9 protein-coding genes are annotated in these 21,358 nt (G+C 36.3%); 1 reads left to right on the forward strand and 8 read right to left on the reverse strand.

The window, feature by feature from the left end; genetic code table 11:
- Positions 1-44: 44 nt before the first annotated feature.
- The 8 genes from BUC16_RS12445 to BUC16_RS12480 form a co-directional block, all read right to left on the reverse strand.
- Complete coding sequence (locus BUC16_RS12445; RefSeq protein WP_073371004.1) at positions 45-704, reverse strand: response regulator; 660 nt, start codon at positions 702-704, stop codon at positions 45-47.
- A gap of 180 nt (positions 705-884) precedes the next feature.
- Positions 885-2,690 (reverse strand): sensor histidine kinase, encoded by a 1,806-nt coding sequence (locus tag BUC16_RS12450; protein ID WP_073371005.1) that lies wholly within the window; start codon positions 2,688-2,690, stop codon positions 885-887.
- 12 nt (positions 2,691-2,702) lie between these two features.
- Entirely contained in the window at positions 2,703-3,284 is a 582-nt protein-coding gene (locus BUC16_RS12455) for a DUF4202 domain-containing protein (protein WP_073371007.1), read from the reverse strand.
- Between the two features lie 35 nt (positions 3,285-3,319).
- A complete protein-coding gene (gene nirD / locus BUC16_RS12460; RefSeq protein ID WP_073371255.1) occupies positions 3,320-3,697 on the reverse strand; it encodes a nitrite reductase small subunit NirD in 378 nt (125 codons plus the stop codon).
- A 107-nt stretch (positions 3,698-3,804) separates the two neighbouring features.
- The gene (gene nirB / locus BUC16_RS12465) at positions 3,805-6,312 is read right to left on the reverse strand and encodes a nitrite reductase large subunit NirB (RefSeq protein WP_073371009.1); all 2,508 of its coding nucleotides are present in this window, start codon (positions 6,310-6,312) and stop codon (positions 3,805-3,807) included.
- Positions 6,313-6,622: 310 nt separating this feature from the next.
- Entirely contained in the window at positions 6,623-10,645 is a 4,023-nt protein-coding gene (locus BUC16_RS12470; RefSeq protein ID WP_073371010.1) for a pectinesterase family protein, read from the reverse strand.
- A 93-nt stretch (positions 10,646-10,738) separates the two neighbouring features.
- Entirely contained in the window at positions 10,739-12,685 is a 1,947-nt protein-coding gene (locus BUC16_RS12475; protein WP_073371012.1) for an SGNH/GDSL hydrolase family protein, read from the reverse strand.
- 206 nt (positions 12,686-12,891) lie between these two features.
- A complete protein-coding gene (locus BUC16_RS12480) occupies positions 12,892-16,338 on the reverse strand; it encodes a pectinesterase family protein (protein WP_073371013.1) in 3,447 nt (1,148 codons plus the stop codon).
- A gap of 539 nt (positions 16,339-16,877) precedes the next feature.
- On the opposite strand from BUC16_RS12480, the gene BUC16_RS12485 reads away from it, so the two are divergent.
- Positions 16,878-21,230, forward strand: a complete 4,353-nt coding sequence (locus tag BUC16_RS12485; protein ID WP_073371015.1) for a hybrid sensor histidine kinase/response regulator transcription factor — start codon at positions 16,878-16,880, stop codon at positions 21,228-21,230.
- Positions 21,231-21,358 lie beyond the last annotated feature (128 nt).

Here is a 21,358-nt window from a genome sequence, read left to right on the forward strand (position 1 = left end):
TTAAATACGTAGTTTTAAACACCAATACACTAGAAAACAAGCAATTAAAGCAATGAAAATTCATTGGCTTTATTGGAAAGTTCCATCAAATTTTTGACTTTCAGTTTTTTCATCAAATTAAAACGGTGCACTTCGGCTGTTCTTTTACTGATGTCCAAAGCTTCCGCAATTTCTTTGTTGCCTTTTCCGGACAACAGTAATTTCAGGATTTCTTTTTCTCTTTTAGTGATAACCATGTCTTCTTCCAAAGACTGTTTGGTTTCCGCTGTTGCAACAGGATTGCTCAATTGTCCAATTAATATGGACGAAATATCGCCACTAAAGTATTTTCCGCCATTGGCAACGGTTTGAACAGCTTTCAGGAATTCCTCTTTGCTGGAACCTTTCAACAAATAACCGTCGGCTCCCGCTTTGATGGATTTCAAGACATACTCTTCGGATTCGTGCATGGAAAGCATCACGATTTTGACGAAATTGTTTTGGCTTCTCAATTTTTCGACCACTTCAATACCCGTCAAGTTAGGCATACGAATGTCTAAAATCAGTAAGTCGGGTTGTTCGGTTTCTACTATTTTTAAGGCTTCCAAACCATCGGTTGCTTCTCCGACAACTTTTATGTTGGCTTCGTTTTCCAATAATGATTTGATACCGTCTCTCACAAATACATGATCATCTGCCAAGACAACTCGAATAGTAGCACTCATAACTTACTTAATTTTAAATTTTTTATTATTACGTATTTAAACATAAAAAACTAGGCTAATATACGTATTTTTTAATAACAATAGCAATGGCAATGGCAAAAATCAATTTGGGGTAAATTATCCTTTGCCAACTATTCTATATTGATATTGCCCTTGATTTTGAAATTGTCATTGAACGTTTTAAATAGGAATATTAAAGGTAACCCGGGTTCCTTCGTCTATTATCGAATTGATAAAAACACGCCCATTGATGTATTGAATTCTTTCTTTCATGAAAAGCATCCCCATTCCCGACTCACTGTTTCTCTTTTTCTCGGCTTCGGCAATGTCAAAACCTTTTCCATTGTCGTCAATGGTAATGCTCAAAATATTGTTGCTGTGCGAAAGCTGCACGATAATATGGGTAGATTCGGCATATTTTATGGCATTATTGATGGCTTCTTGCGTCAGTCTGTAAATGTTTATTTCAATCAACGAATCCAGTCGCAGTTCAAAATTGGACTTGTTGTAAAAAAGGATGTTTTTGCCCGTCAATTTTGATAATTCCTGGGTCAATTTCGCCAAGGAAGAAACAATGCCGTGATCGCTCAATTCGGGCGGCATCAGGTTGAAAGTGGCGGTTCTCACCCCTTTTATGATGTCCAAAGACAATTTTTTGAGGTATTCTATTTTTTGTGCCGATTTTTCCTTGTCGTCCAAATTGATGCTTTCGAGACTGAATTTCAATCCGGTAAGCATTTGTCCGATGCCGTCGTGAATTTCTTTGGCAATCCTGTTTTGCTCGTTTTCCTGATTTTCGACAATCTTGCTCGAAATCACTTTTTGTTGGTTGATTTTGTCGGTCACATTTTCGATGTTCAATCGCTCGACTTCTTCTTCCGCTTTCTTGCGTTCGGTAATGTCAAAACAGATAATCAACAACTCCGATTCCTCTTTTTTGATGGTTACGGGAACCATCGACAAATCGAGCCAAATCAAATCTCCGTTTCTATTGGTAATATTGAGTTCTCCTTGCCAACCGCTTTTTTGCCTTTGGGAAATAATCCGGTCAATGGCAACTTGCTCTTTTTCTATTGGAGTCAACACCTGCGAAAAAGTCTTGTCTGAAAGAAAAGGATTGTAAAACAGTAGTTTGGCAAATTTTTCACCAATATGGATCAAGGAACCGTCAGGAGCAACGCGGCAATAAAGCAGCGTGTTCTCCATGGCGTAATTGAGCGATTTCAATTCTTTAACGGAGTTTTCTTTTGCCTCGCTTATCACTTCCGTGTCGTGTGCCAGTTTCAATGCTTTTTTCTCCGAGAGTAAATGTTTCAGAATAAGCGTTTCTACTTTTTTATTGGTTGGCTTGAAAATAAAAATGAATTCCAACAACAAAACCAACATGGTAAACATCAGGATTCCATACTCGGTTTTGCTTTGCAGCGTAACCTTTTCGAGAGCTTCCTTGTCGTATTGCCCCACGATATCATTCATTTTCTCCAGGAAAACAGCACCATTTTTTAGAATGGTTTGAACCAATTCCTGGTTTTCTTCCTCCTTGATTCCCAATTTTTTATTCTCCAGGAATGCTGTCGCGGCATTGGCAATATTGTCGAAATTGGGTTTGATGGCCAGAAATAAATCAGAAAGAGCCTTGCTTTTTCTTTTTGGAAAACCGAGACTGTCGTTTCCGTTTTCCAAGGCATATTGGTTGAATTTCCAAAGCTTTATGATTTCGTTTGCCTTGTCAATTTCTTTTTTGTTGTTTTTTGCATCGACAATAAAATTCAAAATCAAAATTTCTTTGGTCAACTTCTGGCTGAGCATTCTTTGTTTTCCCGAAATATTGATGATTTTGGAATCGCTCAACTGGCTGTTCAGATTGTGTTGAATCAACAACTGGCTTAACAAAACCGTTACGGCAATAGTCAACAAGGCAAATATATACAATCGCCTTAGATTCTTGAATGATATATCGACAGTTGCCGCGGCGCTGTTTCTCATGACAAAAGTGTATTACAACCCAAGAGCGTCTTTTATCAACTGAAGATTGGCATCAGTATAGTTTATTTTTAAAGCTTCTTGATGCCCTTTATCAGACATTTTGTTCCAAGTTTTCAGGATGATGTTCTTGAGTTTTTCCGTATCGTGTTTGTGTACAAATGGGTCTAAATAGTACTCCAGAAACACGAGACAAATTACGTCTTCCAACAATTGGGTTTCCTCGTCTTTTTTGAGTAATTTTTTTTCGATAAGGAAAGAAACTCGGTCTATGAACGCTTGCGGATAACCCGCTTTTTCCAAAATTTCGGCAGTGAGTTTGGCATGGAATTTCTTCAAATCTTCACGCCATTTCAAGTAACCCACACGATCCATTGGATAGGATTCCCTGGCTACTTTCCATCGGCAAATGTGTTGAGCCTTGGAAGCTATCTGAACTGCTTCTGAGGCATCTGGATGAAAATCCAACAACCTTTCATACATTCGATTCGAATATAATAGCTCTTTTGGGTATGTTTTGGATTCGTATATTTCACTGTTTGGATCTTGTGCATTTTCTGCATCAATCCATAGGCTGGCGTTCTGAAATGGTGTCATTGTGATTTGAATTGTTTAGATTCAAAGATACACAATTATTCCAAAAAGCCAACGAATACTTCTCCATCCACAACTTTTACTGGGTAAGTGGCAATAGAGTAATCTTCTCCATTCAGGTTGGAACCATCGGTAAGCGAAAAGGTTTTTTTGTGCATTGGACAGGCTATTTTTGGAATTTCATCAGCAGAACCAATCATTCCTCTTGAAAGCACCATTTCCATTTTATGAGGACAAACGTTTTGACAAGCATACCATTCGTTTCTGCGAGAGAAATTGATAACTGCAATCTGTTTGCTTTTATATTTGATACAACCACCACCTTCAGTTGGAAAATCAGTAGTTTTCCCTGCTTTGAACCAAACTTTTACATCGTTTAATTGAACTGTTTCGTATTGACTTAAAATATCTTGCATAATATGTGTTTTTAAAATTTCCATCACTCCAACATTAGTAAATAATGATTGCGAAAGACCACCATTTGTATGTTGAAGTTGATGGAAGGATTTTTAAATATTTTAGATTACCAGGTTGTTGGCATTTTTTGACCTCTAAGAGGAATGTATTCTAGATTATCATCACGATCATCTGAATTGACAAAATGATTAAAACGTTTCATCATTTCAGGATCCTCGATGGCTTGTTTCCACTCACATTCGAAAGTGTCAACCAATTTTTGCATTTCTGCTTCCAAAGTTTCGTTGATACCAAGACTATCGTTAATTACAATATTTTTCAAATATTCGATTCCACCTTCTAGTTTTTCTAACCAAGTTGAAGTTCTTACCAATGGGCCTGCGGTTTGGATGTAATACATCAAGAAACGATCCATATACTTAATTACCGTTTCTTTATCAATAGCTTCCGCCAATAAAACGGCATGTTTCGGATTTGCCCCACCGTTTCCGCAGATATATAAATTCCATCCACCTTCAACAGCAATCACTCCAAAATCTTTTCCTCTAGCCTCGGCACATTCTCTGATACAAGCCGAAACTCCTCCTTTTAATTTATGCGGAGAACGAATTCCTCGGTAACGATTTTCTAATTCAATGGCCAATGAAGTACTGTCATCCATACCATAACGACACCAAGCATTACCTACACAACTCTTGACCGCTCTTAATGATTTTCCGTAAGCATGACCACTTTCGAAACCATTGTCTATTAATTTTTTCCAAATGGCAGGTAAGTCATTTAGTTCAGCACCGAACAAATCGACACGTTGTGCACCTGTAATTTTAGTGTACAAACCGTATTCTTTGGCAACTTCGCCAATGGCAATTAATTTTTCGGCTGTCACTTCTCCTCCAGCCATTCTAGGCACAACAGAATAGGTTCCGTTACGTTGAATATTCGCCAAGAATCTGTCATTTGAATCTTGGGCAGTTACGTGTTTATTGGCCGTATCGTTGTAGATACTTGAGAAGATTGAAGAAAGAACGGGTTTGCAAATTTCACAACCATCACCTTTACCTACGGTTCCCAACACCTCATTATGATTGGTGAATTTGTTGATTTTCACAATATCATACAATTCCTGACGGGAGTAAGCAAAATGCTCACATACCACATCTTTCACTTCTTTACCTAGTGATTTTTGAGCTTCTTTAACCAAATCCACCACCATTGGTTTACATCCACCACAACCTGAAGTGGCTTTGGTTGATTTTACCACATCACCAAATGTTTCACAACTTCCGTCTATAATAGAACAACAAATAGCGCCTTTGGTTACATTTTCGCAAGAACAAATTACGGCAGTGTCTGGCAAGTCCATAGCACTTCCCATAGTAGAACTTTCGCCACCTCTTGAACCCAAAATCAAATCCTCTGGGTTAGCAGGCAATTTCATTGCATTGCTATAAATTTGAAACAATCCGTTATAATCGCTTGAATCTCCTACCAGAATTCCACCTAAAAGTGTTTTCCCGTCTTTGGTAACATTGATTCTTTTGTAAATTCCACTGAATTTGTTTTCGTAAACAATGGCGGTTACTTCGTCGTTTTCTATAAAAGGATCACCAAAACTTGCTACCTCAACCCCAATCAATTTTAACTGGGTTGACATATCTATGGTTTCTCTCATCAATTTTTCATTGCCAAGAATCTGCTCAGCCACAACATCTGCCATTTCATATCCTGGAGCAACCAAACCATAAATCATGTGGTTGTAAAGTGCCACTTCACCAATAGCATAAATATTTGGGTCCGAAGTCTGCATTTTATTATCTACAACAATTCCTCCACGAACACCTACCTCAAGTCCTGAAACCCTTCCTAGTTCGTCACGAGGTTTTATCCCTGCGGAAATCACCAACATATCCACTTTAAGAAGCTCATTCCCATCAAACATCATCCCCGTGATGGTATCCTCTCCTGCAATATATTGTGTTGATTTATTAAGGTGAATGCCAATATTCAATTCTTCAATTTTGGATTGCAACATATCACTCGCGCCTTTATCCAATTGTCTTGGCATCAGTCGAGGAGCAAATTCCACCACGTGAGGATTTAATCCTAAATCACGTACCGCCTTGGCAGCCTCAAGTCCCAACAATCCACCACCAAGAACGGCAGCTTCGGTAGCACCTTTTTGTTTTATTTTCTTGGCATAGGCCATGATGGCATCCAAATCCTCGATAGTTCTGTATACAAAAACTCCTTCTTTGTCCACTCCTTCAATAGGCGGCACAAAAGCAGCAGAACCTGTAGCCAAAACTAAGTAGTCATACGCATGTATTTTTTCTAAATGAGTATGCACGGTTTTTTGCTCTCTATTAATATCTGTAATTAACTCGGAAGTATTTAAAATAATGTTGTTTTCTTCATACCAATTTGATGTAGACAGAGACAAGTCGTCAGCGCTTTTCCCTGCAAAATACTCACTCAAGTGCACCCTGTCATAAGCACGTCTCGGCTCTTCACCAAAGACCGTGATTTGATAATTTTCACTTCCCTTTTTTGTGATGAATTTTTCACAAAACTTGTAACCTACCATGCCGTTTCCGACTACTATTACTTTAATCATAACTCATTAATTAAGTATTACGAGGCAAATATAAGTATTAATACTTATATTTATACGTATTTTTTAATTATTTTTTTAAAAAAAGTTATTATTAAGCAATGTAAATGGTATTTAATACCTACGTATAAGTATACTAATACTAAAAAAGAGTCCCATTTTACTAAAAAAAGACAAAAAAAAACCCACTGAAATTCAGTGGGTTTGTCCCTAAACCATATTTGTATTGCAAAGGAAATATTATCGGGAGAACTCGTAACAAAAAAAGCCAGTTAATTTTTTTTAACTGGCTTTTGAATTTCTATTAATTGGTTTAATTTTTAACTATTTTGGATACCTGAGAGCCTTCTTCCGACTCTACTTTTAGTAAATAAACTCCCGAAGGGATTTTAGATATATTTATTGTTGTTGTATTGCTATTTAGGTTTTCTTTCATAATTAGTCTTCCTTCCAGTCCAAAAAGGGACATAGTTGTATTAGGTGATACAGTAGGAATCGATATGGAAACTTGACCATTAACCACTGGATTTGGATAAATTTTGACAGCTAATACATTATTTTCATTTAATCCTAATGTCGTTGCATCAATTGCATTTGATTTGGCGCTTAAGCCACCCATTGCATTTGCAGCCCTAACAGTATAAAGTCCCGTATTGCCTATAATGTCATAACTATTGGTTGTCGTAAATTTTACAAACACGTCATTTTTAAAAATGGCCCATCCCAATACATAATTATCAGCGTTCCAGTTCAGTTTAGCTCCTGTATTTGCTAGTGTAGGAGTTACCGCTTGCTCTGTATATAATGTTGGTTGCCAAGTATCACTTCCGCTTAATACATTTTCAATGGTGTATTGGTCAGCCTCGGTTTTACTTAAAGTAGGGTCTAATGTAACAGAAATAGCATCTTTGGTATATTGTGTGCGTCTTTGGCTTAAATCTACTTCAATGCCTGAAGAAGTCAAACTATTGTATTCTGCAAATCTAAATGGAACCACATTCATTGGGTCTCCCCAAGCACCAGCCGATGGCAAAATGTTCATCGTGGTATTAATGTAAGCCACTTTAGGCGCAATATTCCAAGGTCTGCCTAGTCCATAAATTCCACTTTGTTGTGTATCACCAGCAATGGTACAATTGTTAAATACATAGCCCCAATTAGAACTAGTAGCTGCTGCAGTAACAATACCACCACCTCCAGAAGATCTATTTTCCATATAAAGAAGACATTGATTAAAGAAAATATCGCCATCTCCAAAAATGTAGTCAACCGTTCCGTGGATTTCACCATTTTCCCAATAGGTTCTTCCTGCTCCAGTAAAATAAGTATCTTGATTACTCAATAGTCTTACGTTTTTAAAGATGTTTTTATCCCCTTGATGACGCAATGCCACGGCACGTTTTTCGGCAATTCCCAAACGATAATCCATTTTGTTGAGCAAGGTAAGGTCTTGCATGTAAATGTTGTTGGCGCTTGCCGTAAAGTTGATTGTCGGTGTTTTGTCGATTCCTTCCTGGGCTTGGGTAGGATTGTTGAAAAGGGTTACTCCTTCGGTACTTTGTCCAATAAAAGAAATATTAGGCAAACTGATGATGGTTTGCTGCGTTGCATCTCCTGTCGTAGTTCCTAAATCATAGTTTCCGTTTGGAAAGAAAATATAGAATCTATTGCCACTGTTTTTTGCTGCATCGGCGGCGGCCAAAGCCGCGGCAAAATTTCCGTCAACACCTACTACGAAGTCATACGCTTTTTTCGTAACGGTTGGTTTGTTAAGCGTTGTAAACGTGATGGAAATAGGATTGGTTATTTTATTATCTGCCAAATCGGATATTGCATTTCCAGCCAAATTAAAAGTATAGGTAGTGTTATAATCTAAACCCGAATAATTGAACGAGATGGATTTACCAAATACCACAGGGGTTAGGTTTTTACCGTTTAAAGTCGCAGTTGTAGTATTTATTTTTACACGTTCATCAAAATTAAGCACTACTTTTCCTGTTGCTGAAGCTCCAGTTGTAGCATTACCGGGTACAGAACTAACTAGAACTGGTGCCGTGCCATCGTTAAATATGCTCGGGGTTCCATAAATATAAATGTTAGAAATAGATGTTCCGTCATTACCAGATCCTAGAACCGCTGAAGTGTAATCTGGAATCCATCTGATGTAAACTTCTGCTTTGTTGTTAGCATCGGCAGGCAGGTTGAATGAGCCATCAACCCAAGTATTCAGTGTGCCTGTGTTATATGAACCTACTGTAGTAAAATTTGTTCCATCCAATGAATACTCGCATTTTTGTGTTGCATAGCCAGAATAACTAGCAAGCAAAGCAGCTTGAACTTTGATATTGGTATAATCAGCAGCATTAATTTTAATTTGATAGTAGAATTTACTAGTCAAAGCTTGCCAATTGATACGACAATTTTTGCCATACCATCCAGGAGGGTTTGCTACAGTTGAAAAATTTAATCCACCAGCAGTTGCTCCAGCGGCATCGCGAAGCACCAACCCAACAGCATTATTTACAACATTTGAAGAAAAATCTACATTAACTACTTCATCATAAAAATCCCATCCCACAATATAGTCTGCAGGGTTGTATGCAGCAGTAATGGATTTATTGCTGTCCATTGTAATATTCAACATATTATTCGTTTCGCCTGAGCCCCAATTGGAGAAATTAAGGATTGGGTTTCCACTGGCTGTTAGGGTAACGGCAGTACCTGCAACATACATCCTAACACCATTCACCATTGTTCCAGCAGGAGATATGTTTACCATATAATTTTTACCTCCTCCGTTAACAGTGAGATCTAATGCGTAAGTAGTTAGAGTGTTGAAGTTGGCTTTTATAGTAGTGTTGGCAGTAACAGTTTGGGTGTATGGATTATTGGTTGAAACAATATTGCCTGATCCATCCGTCCAGTTTAAAAATGTATATCCAAAGTTGGCATTGGCTGTTAATTTTACAACGGTATTTTCATCCACAGTTGCCGGATTGTCAGAAACCACAACTCCGGCTAGAGCAGGTAACACAGCTGTTGTCAAAGTATATTGGTTTACATCGGCAGGAGTTCCGTTCAAATTTCCCGTGATTGAAATGCCTGACAATCCAACATCTTTAGCGCTACCAAGACTATGAATGTATATTTCTAAAGTGGTTTTACCTCCTAAAGCAGGAATGGTGAGTCCTGAAACATCCATAGTAAAGGTACTGGTATCGGCAGCTTCGCTTGTGGCATCAGCTTCTCTTGCCGGCTTTACATTTGCTGCAACCAGTTTTGAAGTACCATCCGAGGATTTCCAATAAACATCAATTAATCCTGATCCTGTTCCGAATCTTTGGCATTTAAAAGTAATAGCTGTTGGTTTAAAATTTAAGCCTGTTACGGGTGTAAAATTAAAACCAATTAAATTGTTGACATCTGCTCCAGTTGGTGTGGTTGTAGCCAAATTATTTCTTAATGCTGTATAAGTAGCCACAGGATTCGTTCCTGAAGCTATGCCTTTGTAAATATAATTGCTTCCTACGGTAACATTGTCTGGTTTGTAGTAAGTGGCATCCGTATAAGTTGCGGTTTGTCCAGCTGTACCCAAATCAAATGCCCAGTTAATTGTAGACGGAGTATTTGTTGGCAAGGTAGTAGAGATTCCAGAAACTTTAAAACTGTTTAAATAAAAATAATTACCCGATGTAGCACCACCTTTCACGCCAATTAATCGTACTAATACATTGCTTTTGTTTTTGGCAACAATGGTCGCACTTCGTGCTACAGTTACCCACCATTGCGCATTTCCTAGAGCTTGGTCTCCAACAGTCCAAGTGGTACCGCCATCTACTGAATATACAATTTGAAGATAGTCATCAGCATCGTTTTGGGTTGTCATGTCAAGATCAAGCTTGATTTGTTGGTACCCAGTAGTAGGAAAAGAAAATTGATAGTAATTGCTGTGGTTTGCTGAATTTGTAAAATCAGCACTGGCTATACTAGCTCCCAATGTAGCGGAATTATGATAGGTCGTAGTATTTTGATATACGTTTCTCAACTTCGCTCCAGCAGCATTTATTTTCATTGCATAGCTTGTTTGAGTTCCATCATAACTGTCAGGATAAATGATGTCATTGGCATTAACTGTTACGTCAAGACCATCAGCGGCAACTCTAGCGGTTGCATTGGGCGTGTAATTATACGGATTGGTACCTGCTTTAGTGTACCCATTGTCGAATTTCCAATTACAGAGAGTAATTTGGGCAAATAATGGTAAACTTGTTCCAAAAAGAACAATAAAAAAAGCAAAAAAAGACCAATGCTTTTTAAGAGATAAAGTTGAATTCATAATGTAATAATTTGGTTAGTTAATAGTTGTTAATTTAATTGTATTGTAAAATAAATTGGCATCCCTTTTTTAGCGAGAAAATAAAAATCGGCTTTAAGGGACTAAAAACTTTATTGTTTGTGTACCTTCTTGAGATTCCACTTTACCAATATAAATTCCTTTAGTTTTTGGCGTTGCCATGATGACTGAAGTATCAGTACTATTGGATGATTTGGATACTTGTCTTCCACTTAAATCATAAATGGTGATTTTACTGTTTAAAGGAGCATTCGTTATCTTGATAAAACCATCTTGCACTGCCCATTTTAATTCATTTTTCAAGGATTCGTCTATGGAAAGAGCTACAGCAGGAAGAGCTACTCCGTGAATTTTAACATCCGAGAGACAGATTGTTTTTCCTGTAGCTGTTCCGTTATACCAAGGATATACACGCAGTTTTAAAGTTTCTCCATTGACAAGTTTAATGACTGGTATCTTTGAAACAGCATTCATAGTACCAGATACCATGCTCTGAAACTCTCCTGCCGCAAATGTAGTGGTGAAATCATCTTTTGAATAAGAAATACGACAGCGCATACCGTTTCCACCTGAACCTCCAACATATAAGCTTATCAAATCAATATTCAATTCTGTTCCAGCATTGGCTTTAATTCCAAATTGAATATAACGTGTTGAGACTTCATCAATCTCACCTGCAGGCCAAACACTACCATCAATTACGTTTCTTTGCGTTTTTCTTGTGCTGTCATAACCGCTTCCAGCAGGCCATATTGCTGTACTACTAGGAACAGCATAACTTGAAGTATTCATAGCGCTGAATGATTGATCAACAACAGTGGCAGGGCCTAATAACACTGGGGTAGTATTTGCAGTTAACGACCATATGACACTTACTTCAGTTCCTCCTGTTAATTGAATAAAATTAGCGGTTAGAGGCACTGTTTTTGTCACGGTTCCGTTAGCCACGGTAAGAGTTCCAGTTTTGGTACCTCCAACTGCTTGAGTTGTTGAGATATAAAATTTAGTAAATGCAAGATTGCCACCGGTATAATTCATATTGATGGAAGAACCAAAAGTATCTGTCTTATTTGCAGCTATCAAGAAACCATTATTAACAGAAAACGTAAATGTTCCCGCAACTGGAACAAGATCCAAACCAGTGATTGTTAATTCTTTTGTAAGTGTCTGACCTGTATAGCCATCTCCAAAATCACAGCTAACAGGATTAATCAAGACATCTGTTGACGTGTTAATATAAGACGCCAAAATATTTTGTTTAATCATTTCTTGGGCACATAATCTAGCAGTTAATGTTCCCAATAATGCCGTAGGGTGTGTAGAATCCGCAGCAACATAAAGTTGGGCAGTACTGGCAGCATCGCCATAAGATTCAACCAAGTTTTTTGTCAAGGTAGTCAAGTCGATAAGTTGCACTCCTTTTTCTACCGCGACTTCTTTCATGGCATAAACATAATCATAAGTATGATCTGTTGCCGGAAGACTAAAATTAGTACCTAAATCATGGAGACCTGTACGCGTAATTGTACCTCCACTAAAATATTTTCGACATATGGAAGTTGCCAAAATTGGTGTGGCATTCAAAGCGCGGGTCTCATCAATATACTTTCTAAGATAATCTTTATAGGTTGTTTGCGGATTTGTACCTCTATAGTCCGTTCCGTTGATTGGATTTAGGGCATCGGTTCCGCCATCAAGACCTCCGTTTTTCTCATCGTTATGGGCAAATTGAATGATGACATAGTCGCCGGCTTTTATCTGTTGTTTTACAGTTGTCCAATAAGGTGCTTCCATATAAAAACTTTTACTGCTGGATCCACTTTTCCCACGATTATTGACAACAACTCCCGAATTGAAAAATTGCTGAAACATCATGCCCCATCCCCTTATATCCGAGGTACTTGGGTCATAATTTGCCATAGTGGAATCACCAATGGTATGAAGGGTAATTTGTGCATTCGCAGAAATTATGCTGCAAAAAACAAAAGCACTTATAAATAGTCTTGATAATAATGTTTTCATTTTTTTAATTTCAAGGAATTAGGGTATATGACAATATTGGGGTTGAAATTTTGTGCAAAAGGTGCTTTTGACAACAAAAATCCAATAAAGTGAAGGCCTGATTTTTTAAAAAATTCATGATATTTGGTTTGGTTAGTTAATAGTTTTTTTGAATAAAAAATCTCCAAGATTTTAAATCTCTTGGAGATCCAAAAAAGAATGACAGTTTATTTAACTATCTTCACTACTTGAGTTCCATTATCTGAATTAATTTTCAATAAATAAACACCTGGAGTCATTCCAGACACATTTACCTCTTCAACAGCATTTCTAACCTCTCTTTTCATCAACTGTTTGCCATCCAATCCAAATAATTCCATTGTGGCATTTTCAACTGTTGCAGGAACTGACACAAAGAATTGGTTGTTTACCACTGGGTTTGGATATACTTTAACGTCCAGCGACTGATGTTCGGCAACACCTAAAGTCGTCACGACAACTTGATTGGAATCTAGCCCCAAACCTCCCATGGAATTGGCAGCTCTGACTTTATAGGATCCCGTTGCAGTAAAATTATAACTATTGGTAGTCACAAAATTAACAAAAACATCATCCTTAAAAACTGCCCAACCTAAAACATAATTATTGTCAGCCCACGTTAATGCTGTTCCATTACTTGTCACGGTAGGAGCCGTGATTTGATCTGTATAAAGTTTTGGCTGCCATCCGTCACCACCTAAAACATTTTCAACGGTATAATTAGCTGCTTCTGTCGCTGTAAGTACAGGATTAAGAGTTACTGAACCACCTGTTCCATTAGTATAATTAGTCTTTCTATTCGATAAATCGACAATGCCGCCTGTAGCATTCACGCTATTGTATTCTGCATAAACTGCTGGCAAAGTATTCCATGCCGACCATCCTTCAGCTTTTGGCAAAATATTCATTTTAGTATTGATATAAACCACCTTTGGAGCATTGTTCCATGGACGACCTAGACTATATCCTCCTTTGTTAATATCAAATCCATCAATGGTACAATCGCTAAAGACAAAGCCCCAACCGGTAGTAGGAGATGATCCTGCAGTAATTACATTGTTGGTTCTGTCTTCTAAATAAAGTAAACATTCCTTGAAAAACGCATCACTACTTCCGTATATAAAATCTACAGTTCCATGAATTTCGCTGTTTTCAAGATAAATCTTTTGACCAGCCGTATAAAAGGTATCTTGATTCCCCAACAAGGCCACATTTTTCAAAATATTTTTATTTCCAACATTTTCAAGAGCAAGACCACGACCAATATAAGAACCTGTGCGATAACTTAATTTATTCATTAGAGACAAATCTTGCATATAAACATTATTGGCAGTTTCTGATAAATTAATCGTTGAAACTTCAAACCCTTCATCTGCTAATATAGGCTCATTAAAAAGGATTGTTTTATCCATGCTTTGCCCAATAAGAGATAAATTAGGAATTGTAAACCTCGTTTCTTTTTTTGCATCACCAGTCAAAAGACCCAAGTTATAATTTCCATTAGGCAAAAAGATAATAAATCTATTTCCGCTTGCTGATGCTGCTATAGCTGCTGCTTTTGCTGCTGCAAAATCGCCGTCGACACCCACAATAAAATCGTATCTTTTTTTAGTTACTGTTGGCTTATTCAATGTTGTAAAACTAAAAGTAATAGGCGCTGTTGCTGTATTTCCCGATAAATCAGACACTTTACCTCCTGCAAGCGTAAAAGCATAATTGGTATTATAATCTAGTGCTGTGTAAGGAAAACTGATTGTTTTTCCGGAAACTTCAGGAATTAAGGTTTTGCTTCCCAATGTAGCCGTGGTACCTGCGGCTATTTGAACTTTCTCATCAAAATTAAGCACAATTTTACCGCTAGAAGAAGCTCCAATTGCTGCATTTGCTGGAACTGAACTGGTCAATACGGGAGCAATTCCGTCATTGACAATCGCTTCTGAACCAAACACATAAATTTCCGAAAGAGAAGTACCATCATTAGATGTCAAATCCGTTCCTACTCCTACTTTTGCCGATGTATAGTCTGGAATCCAACGAACATATACTATTGGTTTATTATTGGCATCAGCCGGCAACGGGAACGTTTGGTCAAACCATGCTTGAGCACTGCTTAAAGTATAGGTTCCAAGAGTTGTAAAATTGATTCCATCCAAAGAGTACTCCATCTTTTGCACAGAGTGGGCTATATAAGAATACAACATTCCTGCTTTCACGCTCATATTGACAAAATCGGAGGCATTAAAACTGATTTGATAATAGTAAAGATCCCCAATCGGTTTCCAATTTATAGCGGCTCCTCTCCCAGAGCTCCCCCCATTGGCGACCATTGATTTATCTAACCATCCAGCAGCTGTTCCATCTGCTTTTCGTAGTACCAATGCAGCAGCGGCATTGTCTGTTTTTGAAGCAAAGTCGGCTACACGCCCTGAACCTCCTGCTTTGTAAAAATCCCAACCTACCACATAATCAATAGTGCTGTAAACCGCATTTACAGTTCTCGCCTGATCCATTTTCACGGTTAGTTCAGAACTGGTTTCGCCAGTTCCCCAGTTAGAGAAATTAAAGATTGAATTGTTATTTGCTTTAATTAAAACATTTGTACCATCTTCATACATTCTTTGTCCGCCAACCATAGTTCCAGAAGGGGTTGGAACAACCATATAACTATTTCCGGCTGACTGTGTCAAGTTTAGTGCATAGGTATTGATAGGAGTATAGACAGCTTTAATATCTACATTACTATTTAATGTAAAGGTATAGGGATTGGCTGTCGACAACTGTTGTCCCGCTCCATCTTCCCAACGCGAGAATGCATATCCAAAGTTTCTGGTAGCGGTAAGTGTTACGGAAGTTCCCGCATCATGTGTAGTTCCCACAGGAAAATTACTAACGCTACCACCTGCCGTAGGCTGATTGGAAGTAGTAAGGGCATAAGTGGTAACCCCTCCAATAGTACCTGTAACCTCTCCATTAACAATCACATTAGAGATTCCTACTGCTTTTGTGGCACCAAGAGTATAAATATACAGTTGTAAAGTACATTCCTTTGTAGAAGCTGGTATGTTTAATGATGTCAAATCAATATTTACAGAAGAGACGCCTGTTGACACTTTACTGTCTCTTGTTGGTACTATAGCGGCTCTTAGCAGCGTTGCTTTAATAGTGGTTCCATCATTGGATTTCCAATGCACATCAATTTTACCCCCGTCTGTACCATATCGAAGGCATTTAAAAGATACAGAAGTCGGTTTAAAACTTAATCCCGTTACAGGAGTAACATTAAAAGTTAACAAATTTTCTGGAGCTGTGGTCGAAGTAGATGTAGTTCCACACAGTATACTCGTAAAAACAAGACCTGTCAGGGATGGATCCTCAGCCACAGTGATTGAGTTGGCAGGGTTTTTAGTCCCAGGAAAAGAGTAATTGGAACCCAAAGTCACATAATCTGGCTTAAAATAAGTACTTGTACCTGTAGAGTAAGTTGCGGTCTGACCCGCAGTGCCCAGATTAAAGGGCCAAGTGATTGTTGTGGTTGTGTTTACAACTTGCGCAATCGATTGACCGCTTAAGCCTAAAAAAAGGAGATTCAAGACCATAAAAGCCCACCTCCTAATAAAAGTAGTTTTTCTTTTCATAAAAATTTAATTTGGTTTGTTGGTTAATCTTAAAATTATTCTTGTTCTAATATTGTTGAAATATTATGGTTTAGAACATATATCCCTTAATGAAACTTAGCCCCATTATAGAATCGATGAATCCATCAGGCATAAACTCAATTAATATTTACAACTGATTAAAATAAATTATCAATACAATATTTTTAATGCCTTTTTTTTTATTCATTTAATAATTATTCCTTACGCCAAAGGTATTTTAACAATACAATAATAACTTTCAAATTTTGGTCATTTACTTCTAATTTTTGATCGTTATCCGCATTTACCAGGCTTACGACTAACAAAACCATTTTTTAAGGTTTATTTTTACGAGCAATTAATAATAAACCTCTGTTTATAATACAGAAAACACAATTATTAAATATAGAATATTCTATTAGCCACATTGTAGCTAAACCCCAGATCCTAAATTAAATCTGGAGAGCATAATTAAACTTTTGGAATAAATATGATCAGTTTATTATATATTTATAAAAAAATAAAAAACAGAATTGTTAATGAAAAAACTTCTATTGATTAAATTTTTAATTGCACTTTTATTTTTTGCTTCCACAAATGAATTAACAGCACAGATAAAATGCAAAATAGAAAATTACTCTACCGAGGATGGACTTTCGCATGACGCCATTGCATATATAATAAAAGACAAAGAAGGTTTTATGTGGTTCGCCACATGGGATGGCATTAATAGGTTTGACGGAAAAAATTTCATTACTTATAAAGCAAACGCTGGTGACAATAGTAGTTTGAGCAATAATCGCATCGCCTTGATCAAGGAAGATGCTTCTGGATATATATGGCTTAGAGCCTATGATGGACAGATTTATAGATTTGATAAAAGTACCGAATCATTTCTTTCTGTTGCAAACATTTTAGCAACCAATAAAATTGAATTTGATGATATTATTCCTGCCAGCAACGGTAATGTATGGTTAACAACTACTAGTAAAGGTGTTTTTCTAACACAAAAAAAGACTAATGGTCAAATTAAAATCAGTCATTTCAAACAAAATTCGAAAAATAGTTTTTCGATAACTTCAAATAATATAAATTTTGTATTTGAAGACCGTGACAATTCTGTTTGGGTGGGTTCTGACAAGGGATTAGACAATATTACCAAATCTAAAAATCAGGAATATCAAAGCAAAAATATATTAAAAAACAGCAATGTAAAATGCTTCTTTATACAAGACGATAATGCCTGGTTTGGGACCGAAGAAGGTGTGTTAATTTGTTACAATAAAATTCAAAAAAAATATTGGAAAACAGCTATTACCAAAAAAAACATAAACTCAATAATAAAATCGAAAAATGAAAATTTATTGTTCATTACCACTTCTCCAGGCGAGTTGATTATTTTTAATACAACCACTTTAAAAATAGAATCAAGCCTTAAAATTTCTGATTCACCGCTCTACAAAATTTATCAGGACAAACAAGGCTTGTTGTGGATTGAACCAGATAAGCACGGGGTTTTTATGGTAAATCCAAAAGAAAAAAGTGTTAGATTTTTTACCCAACAAACTGACGCCACTTTTTTACAGCTAAGGCATAGTTTTGGTATTTTTGAAGACAATTTTGATAGGGTTTGGGTAAAATTAAAAGGTGGAGGTTTTGGATATTACAATTCAAAAACCAATACATTTGATTACTTTTTCAACAAACCGGGAGACGAAAATCAGAAATTTTCAAATATCGTTTCCAGTTCGTATTTCGACCCTTTGGGAATTCTTTGGATTAGCACGAACGACAGAGGCATTAATAAAATAATCTTTCAAAAAGATAATTTTCAACAGTACATTTTAACCCCTGGTACCAAGAATAAATCTGAAAATGAAATTCGGGCTGTTTTTAATGATAAAGACAATAGATTGTGGCTTGGAACAAAAGCAGGAAAATTAAAAGTGTACCAAAATAATCAAGAATTAAAAAACCTGTTTGTAAATTACAAAACGGGTGAAATTGGTGATGTATACTCCATCATTGGAGATGCAAAAGGAAATGTCTGGTTAGGTACAAAAGGAAATGGTTTGTATAAAGCAACTCCAGTCAATGCCCAACATTCACAATACGTTTTAAAGCAATTTAAAGCTGATAAAAACAATCCTAAAAGTATAAGCAGTAACCAAATCTACTCTATTCTAGAAGACAGAAAAGGACGTATTTGGATAGGCACCTATGACAATGGAATCAATTTATTGGAAGAAAGTTATGGTGAATTTAATTTTATACATCAATTCAAAAATTACCCAGTTATAGAGTCCAACAAGGTAAGGTATTTGGCAGAAGGCTATAAAGGTCAAATCTGGGTTGCAACAACAAATGGATTGGTAATATTTAATCCCGACAATTACAATCCTGATAAATTAAAATTTTCAAGATATGAAAAGATTTCCAGTGACAAATTCAGCTTGGGCAGTAATGACGTGTTGTTCCTCTATAAGGATTCAGAGGATAAAATGTGGATTTCAACAGCTGGAGGAGGACTCAATCTGGCTATCGAAACAAAAGACAATCATTTAAAATTTAAAAACTTCACAAAAGAAAATGGCTTGCCTAGTGATTTTATCCTGAGCATGATAGAAGATGATGACAAAAAATTATGGTTGGCCACTGAAAACGGAATTTCAAAATTTAATTTGCTTAATCATGCCTTTAAAAATTATGATTCATACGATGGTTTGCTTAAAACTGGATTTTCTGAATCAGCAGTTATAAAACTATTAAATGGCAATTTGATTTTTGGCTGTAGAAATGGTTACTTAACTTTCAATCCAAAGAAAATAGTAAACCAAAAAAATGCTGCGAAAATGGTTTTTACCGGTTTTGAAATTAACAATAAAAATTCAAATGTAAGGTCTGCAGAATTTCCGTTGAAGTTGGATATAAATTACAACAAAGACATCGAGTTGGATTATACGAATAATACCATTAGCATTTATTACACGGTCTTGGATTACAGATCAAACAACAAACAATTGTATGCCTATCGATTAAAAGGCTTGGATGACACATGGCATCAGGTAAAAAACCAGAAAAAAGCAACATTTACAAATCTACCACCCGGAGATTACTTGTTCGAAGTGAAATGTATAAATACGGAGTTGTATACCAATATTCCTCAAAAGAATTTATCTTTTACAATTACTCCTCCGTTTTGGAAAACCAATCTAGCCTATTTTGTATATGCAATTCTCATTTTTATTTTACTGGAGACAGCAAGGAGAATTGCGTATTCCATGATTCAACTGCGAAACAAAGTTGTTGTAGAACAAAAAATGACCGAGTTAAAATTGAGCTTTTTCACCAATATTTCCCATGAATTAAGGACTCCCCTCACCTTGATTGTAAACCCTATAAATGAAATTGCCAAATACGAAAAATTAAGTCCTTTAGGCAGCGAATACATAGAAACAGTTCGAAAAAACACCAACCGGTTAGTACGATTTGTCAATCAGTTGCTTGATTTTAGAAAAGTCCAAAGCGGAAATGAAGAACTCCATATTGAACCCATAGAATTGGTGTCTTTTATTAACGAAATAAATGCGTTGTTTTCTCAGGCTGCCCATGAAAAAAACATAAAAATTAAAACACAATCCAATTCTGAAACCCTTGCCTTAAACTTGGACAAAGGGAAAATGGATATCACAATCTATAATTTGTTGTCAAATGCCATTAAATTCTCTCCAAACGACAGTATAATTACAGTTGAACTGAAAATAGAAAATGATAACTTTCTAAAGATTAATATTATAGACCAAGGACCTGGCGTAGATGAAAACAAACTCCAGGATATATTTAAACTTTATTATGAAACGGATACAGGTAAAAATAAAAATGTAGGAACCGGAATTGGCCTGGCACTTTGTAAAGAATATGTCCAGTTGCACCAGGGTAAAATCTATGCCATAAATAATGACTATAAAGGCCTTACCGTTTCTATAGAAATAGATTTAAACAACGAAATTTTTCAAAACAACAATTATAAGTTAAACTTAGAGGGAGATAAATTAAAAAAGCATCCTATTGTTAACAAACTAAATGAAGAAAATCAAGTAGCACAAAATAATCACAATCCCAACTTTCCCCTGATTCTTATCGTTGAAGACAATCATGAATTAAGGGCGTTTCTAAAAAGTCAACTGCAACGCTTTTACCGCATATTAGAAGCCGAAAACGGAAAAGAAGGATTGGAAATAGCCTTGAATAAACTTCCAGATTTAATTTTAAGTGATATTATGATGCCACAAATGGATGGTATTGAGTTACTGGATGTACTTAAAAACACAACAGAAACCAGCCATATTCCGGTAATTTTATTAACTGCAAAATCATCAGTGGAAAGTAAAATTGAAGGGTTGAATTATGGGGCTGATTATTATATTACAAAACCTTTCGATACCGATTTTCTAATGGCTTCGATCGAAAATTTAATTAAGCATAGAAAGAAAATTTTTGAGCAATTACAAACGAATGCAAAAACAATTGCTTTAGAACCCAGCGAAATAGTCATTACAACTAAAGACCAACAGTTCTTAAAGGATATTATAACTATAGTAGAAAATGATTTAACCAATCCAAAATTCAACATCGATGTTATTGCAAACGCATTGAATATGTCAAGGGTAACATTTAACAGGAAATTCAAAAGCCTTGCCAACATAACTCCCGTAGAATTTGTCAGCGATATGCGCCTAAAAAGAGCCAAACAATTTCTGGATGCAGGTGAAACCGATATTGCAAATATTGCTTATAAAGTTGGATTTAATGGTGCTGGATATTTTAGTACCTGCTTTAAAGAATGCTACAAAATATCTCCTTCAGAGTATTTAAAACAAAAACAAGAATGACAATACAAAAACTGATAAAATAAAACAATCAGACTTTTAATTAAATTATAAAAACGGAACTAATCAATTAACCATCGACAATTGGATTCTTATCAATCCTATTGTCAGAAATTCTTAACTTTGCCCAG

Source organism: Flavobacterium fluvii, from assembly GCF_900129545.1.
In the GTDB taxonomy this organism is placed as follows: Bacteria; Bacteroidota; Bacteroidia; order Flavobacteriales; family Flavobacteriaceae; genus Flavobacterium; species Flavobacterium fluvii.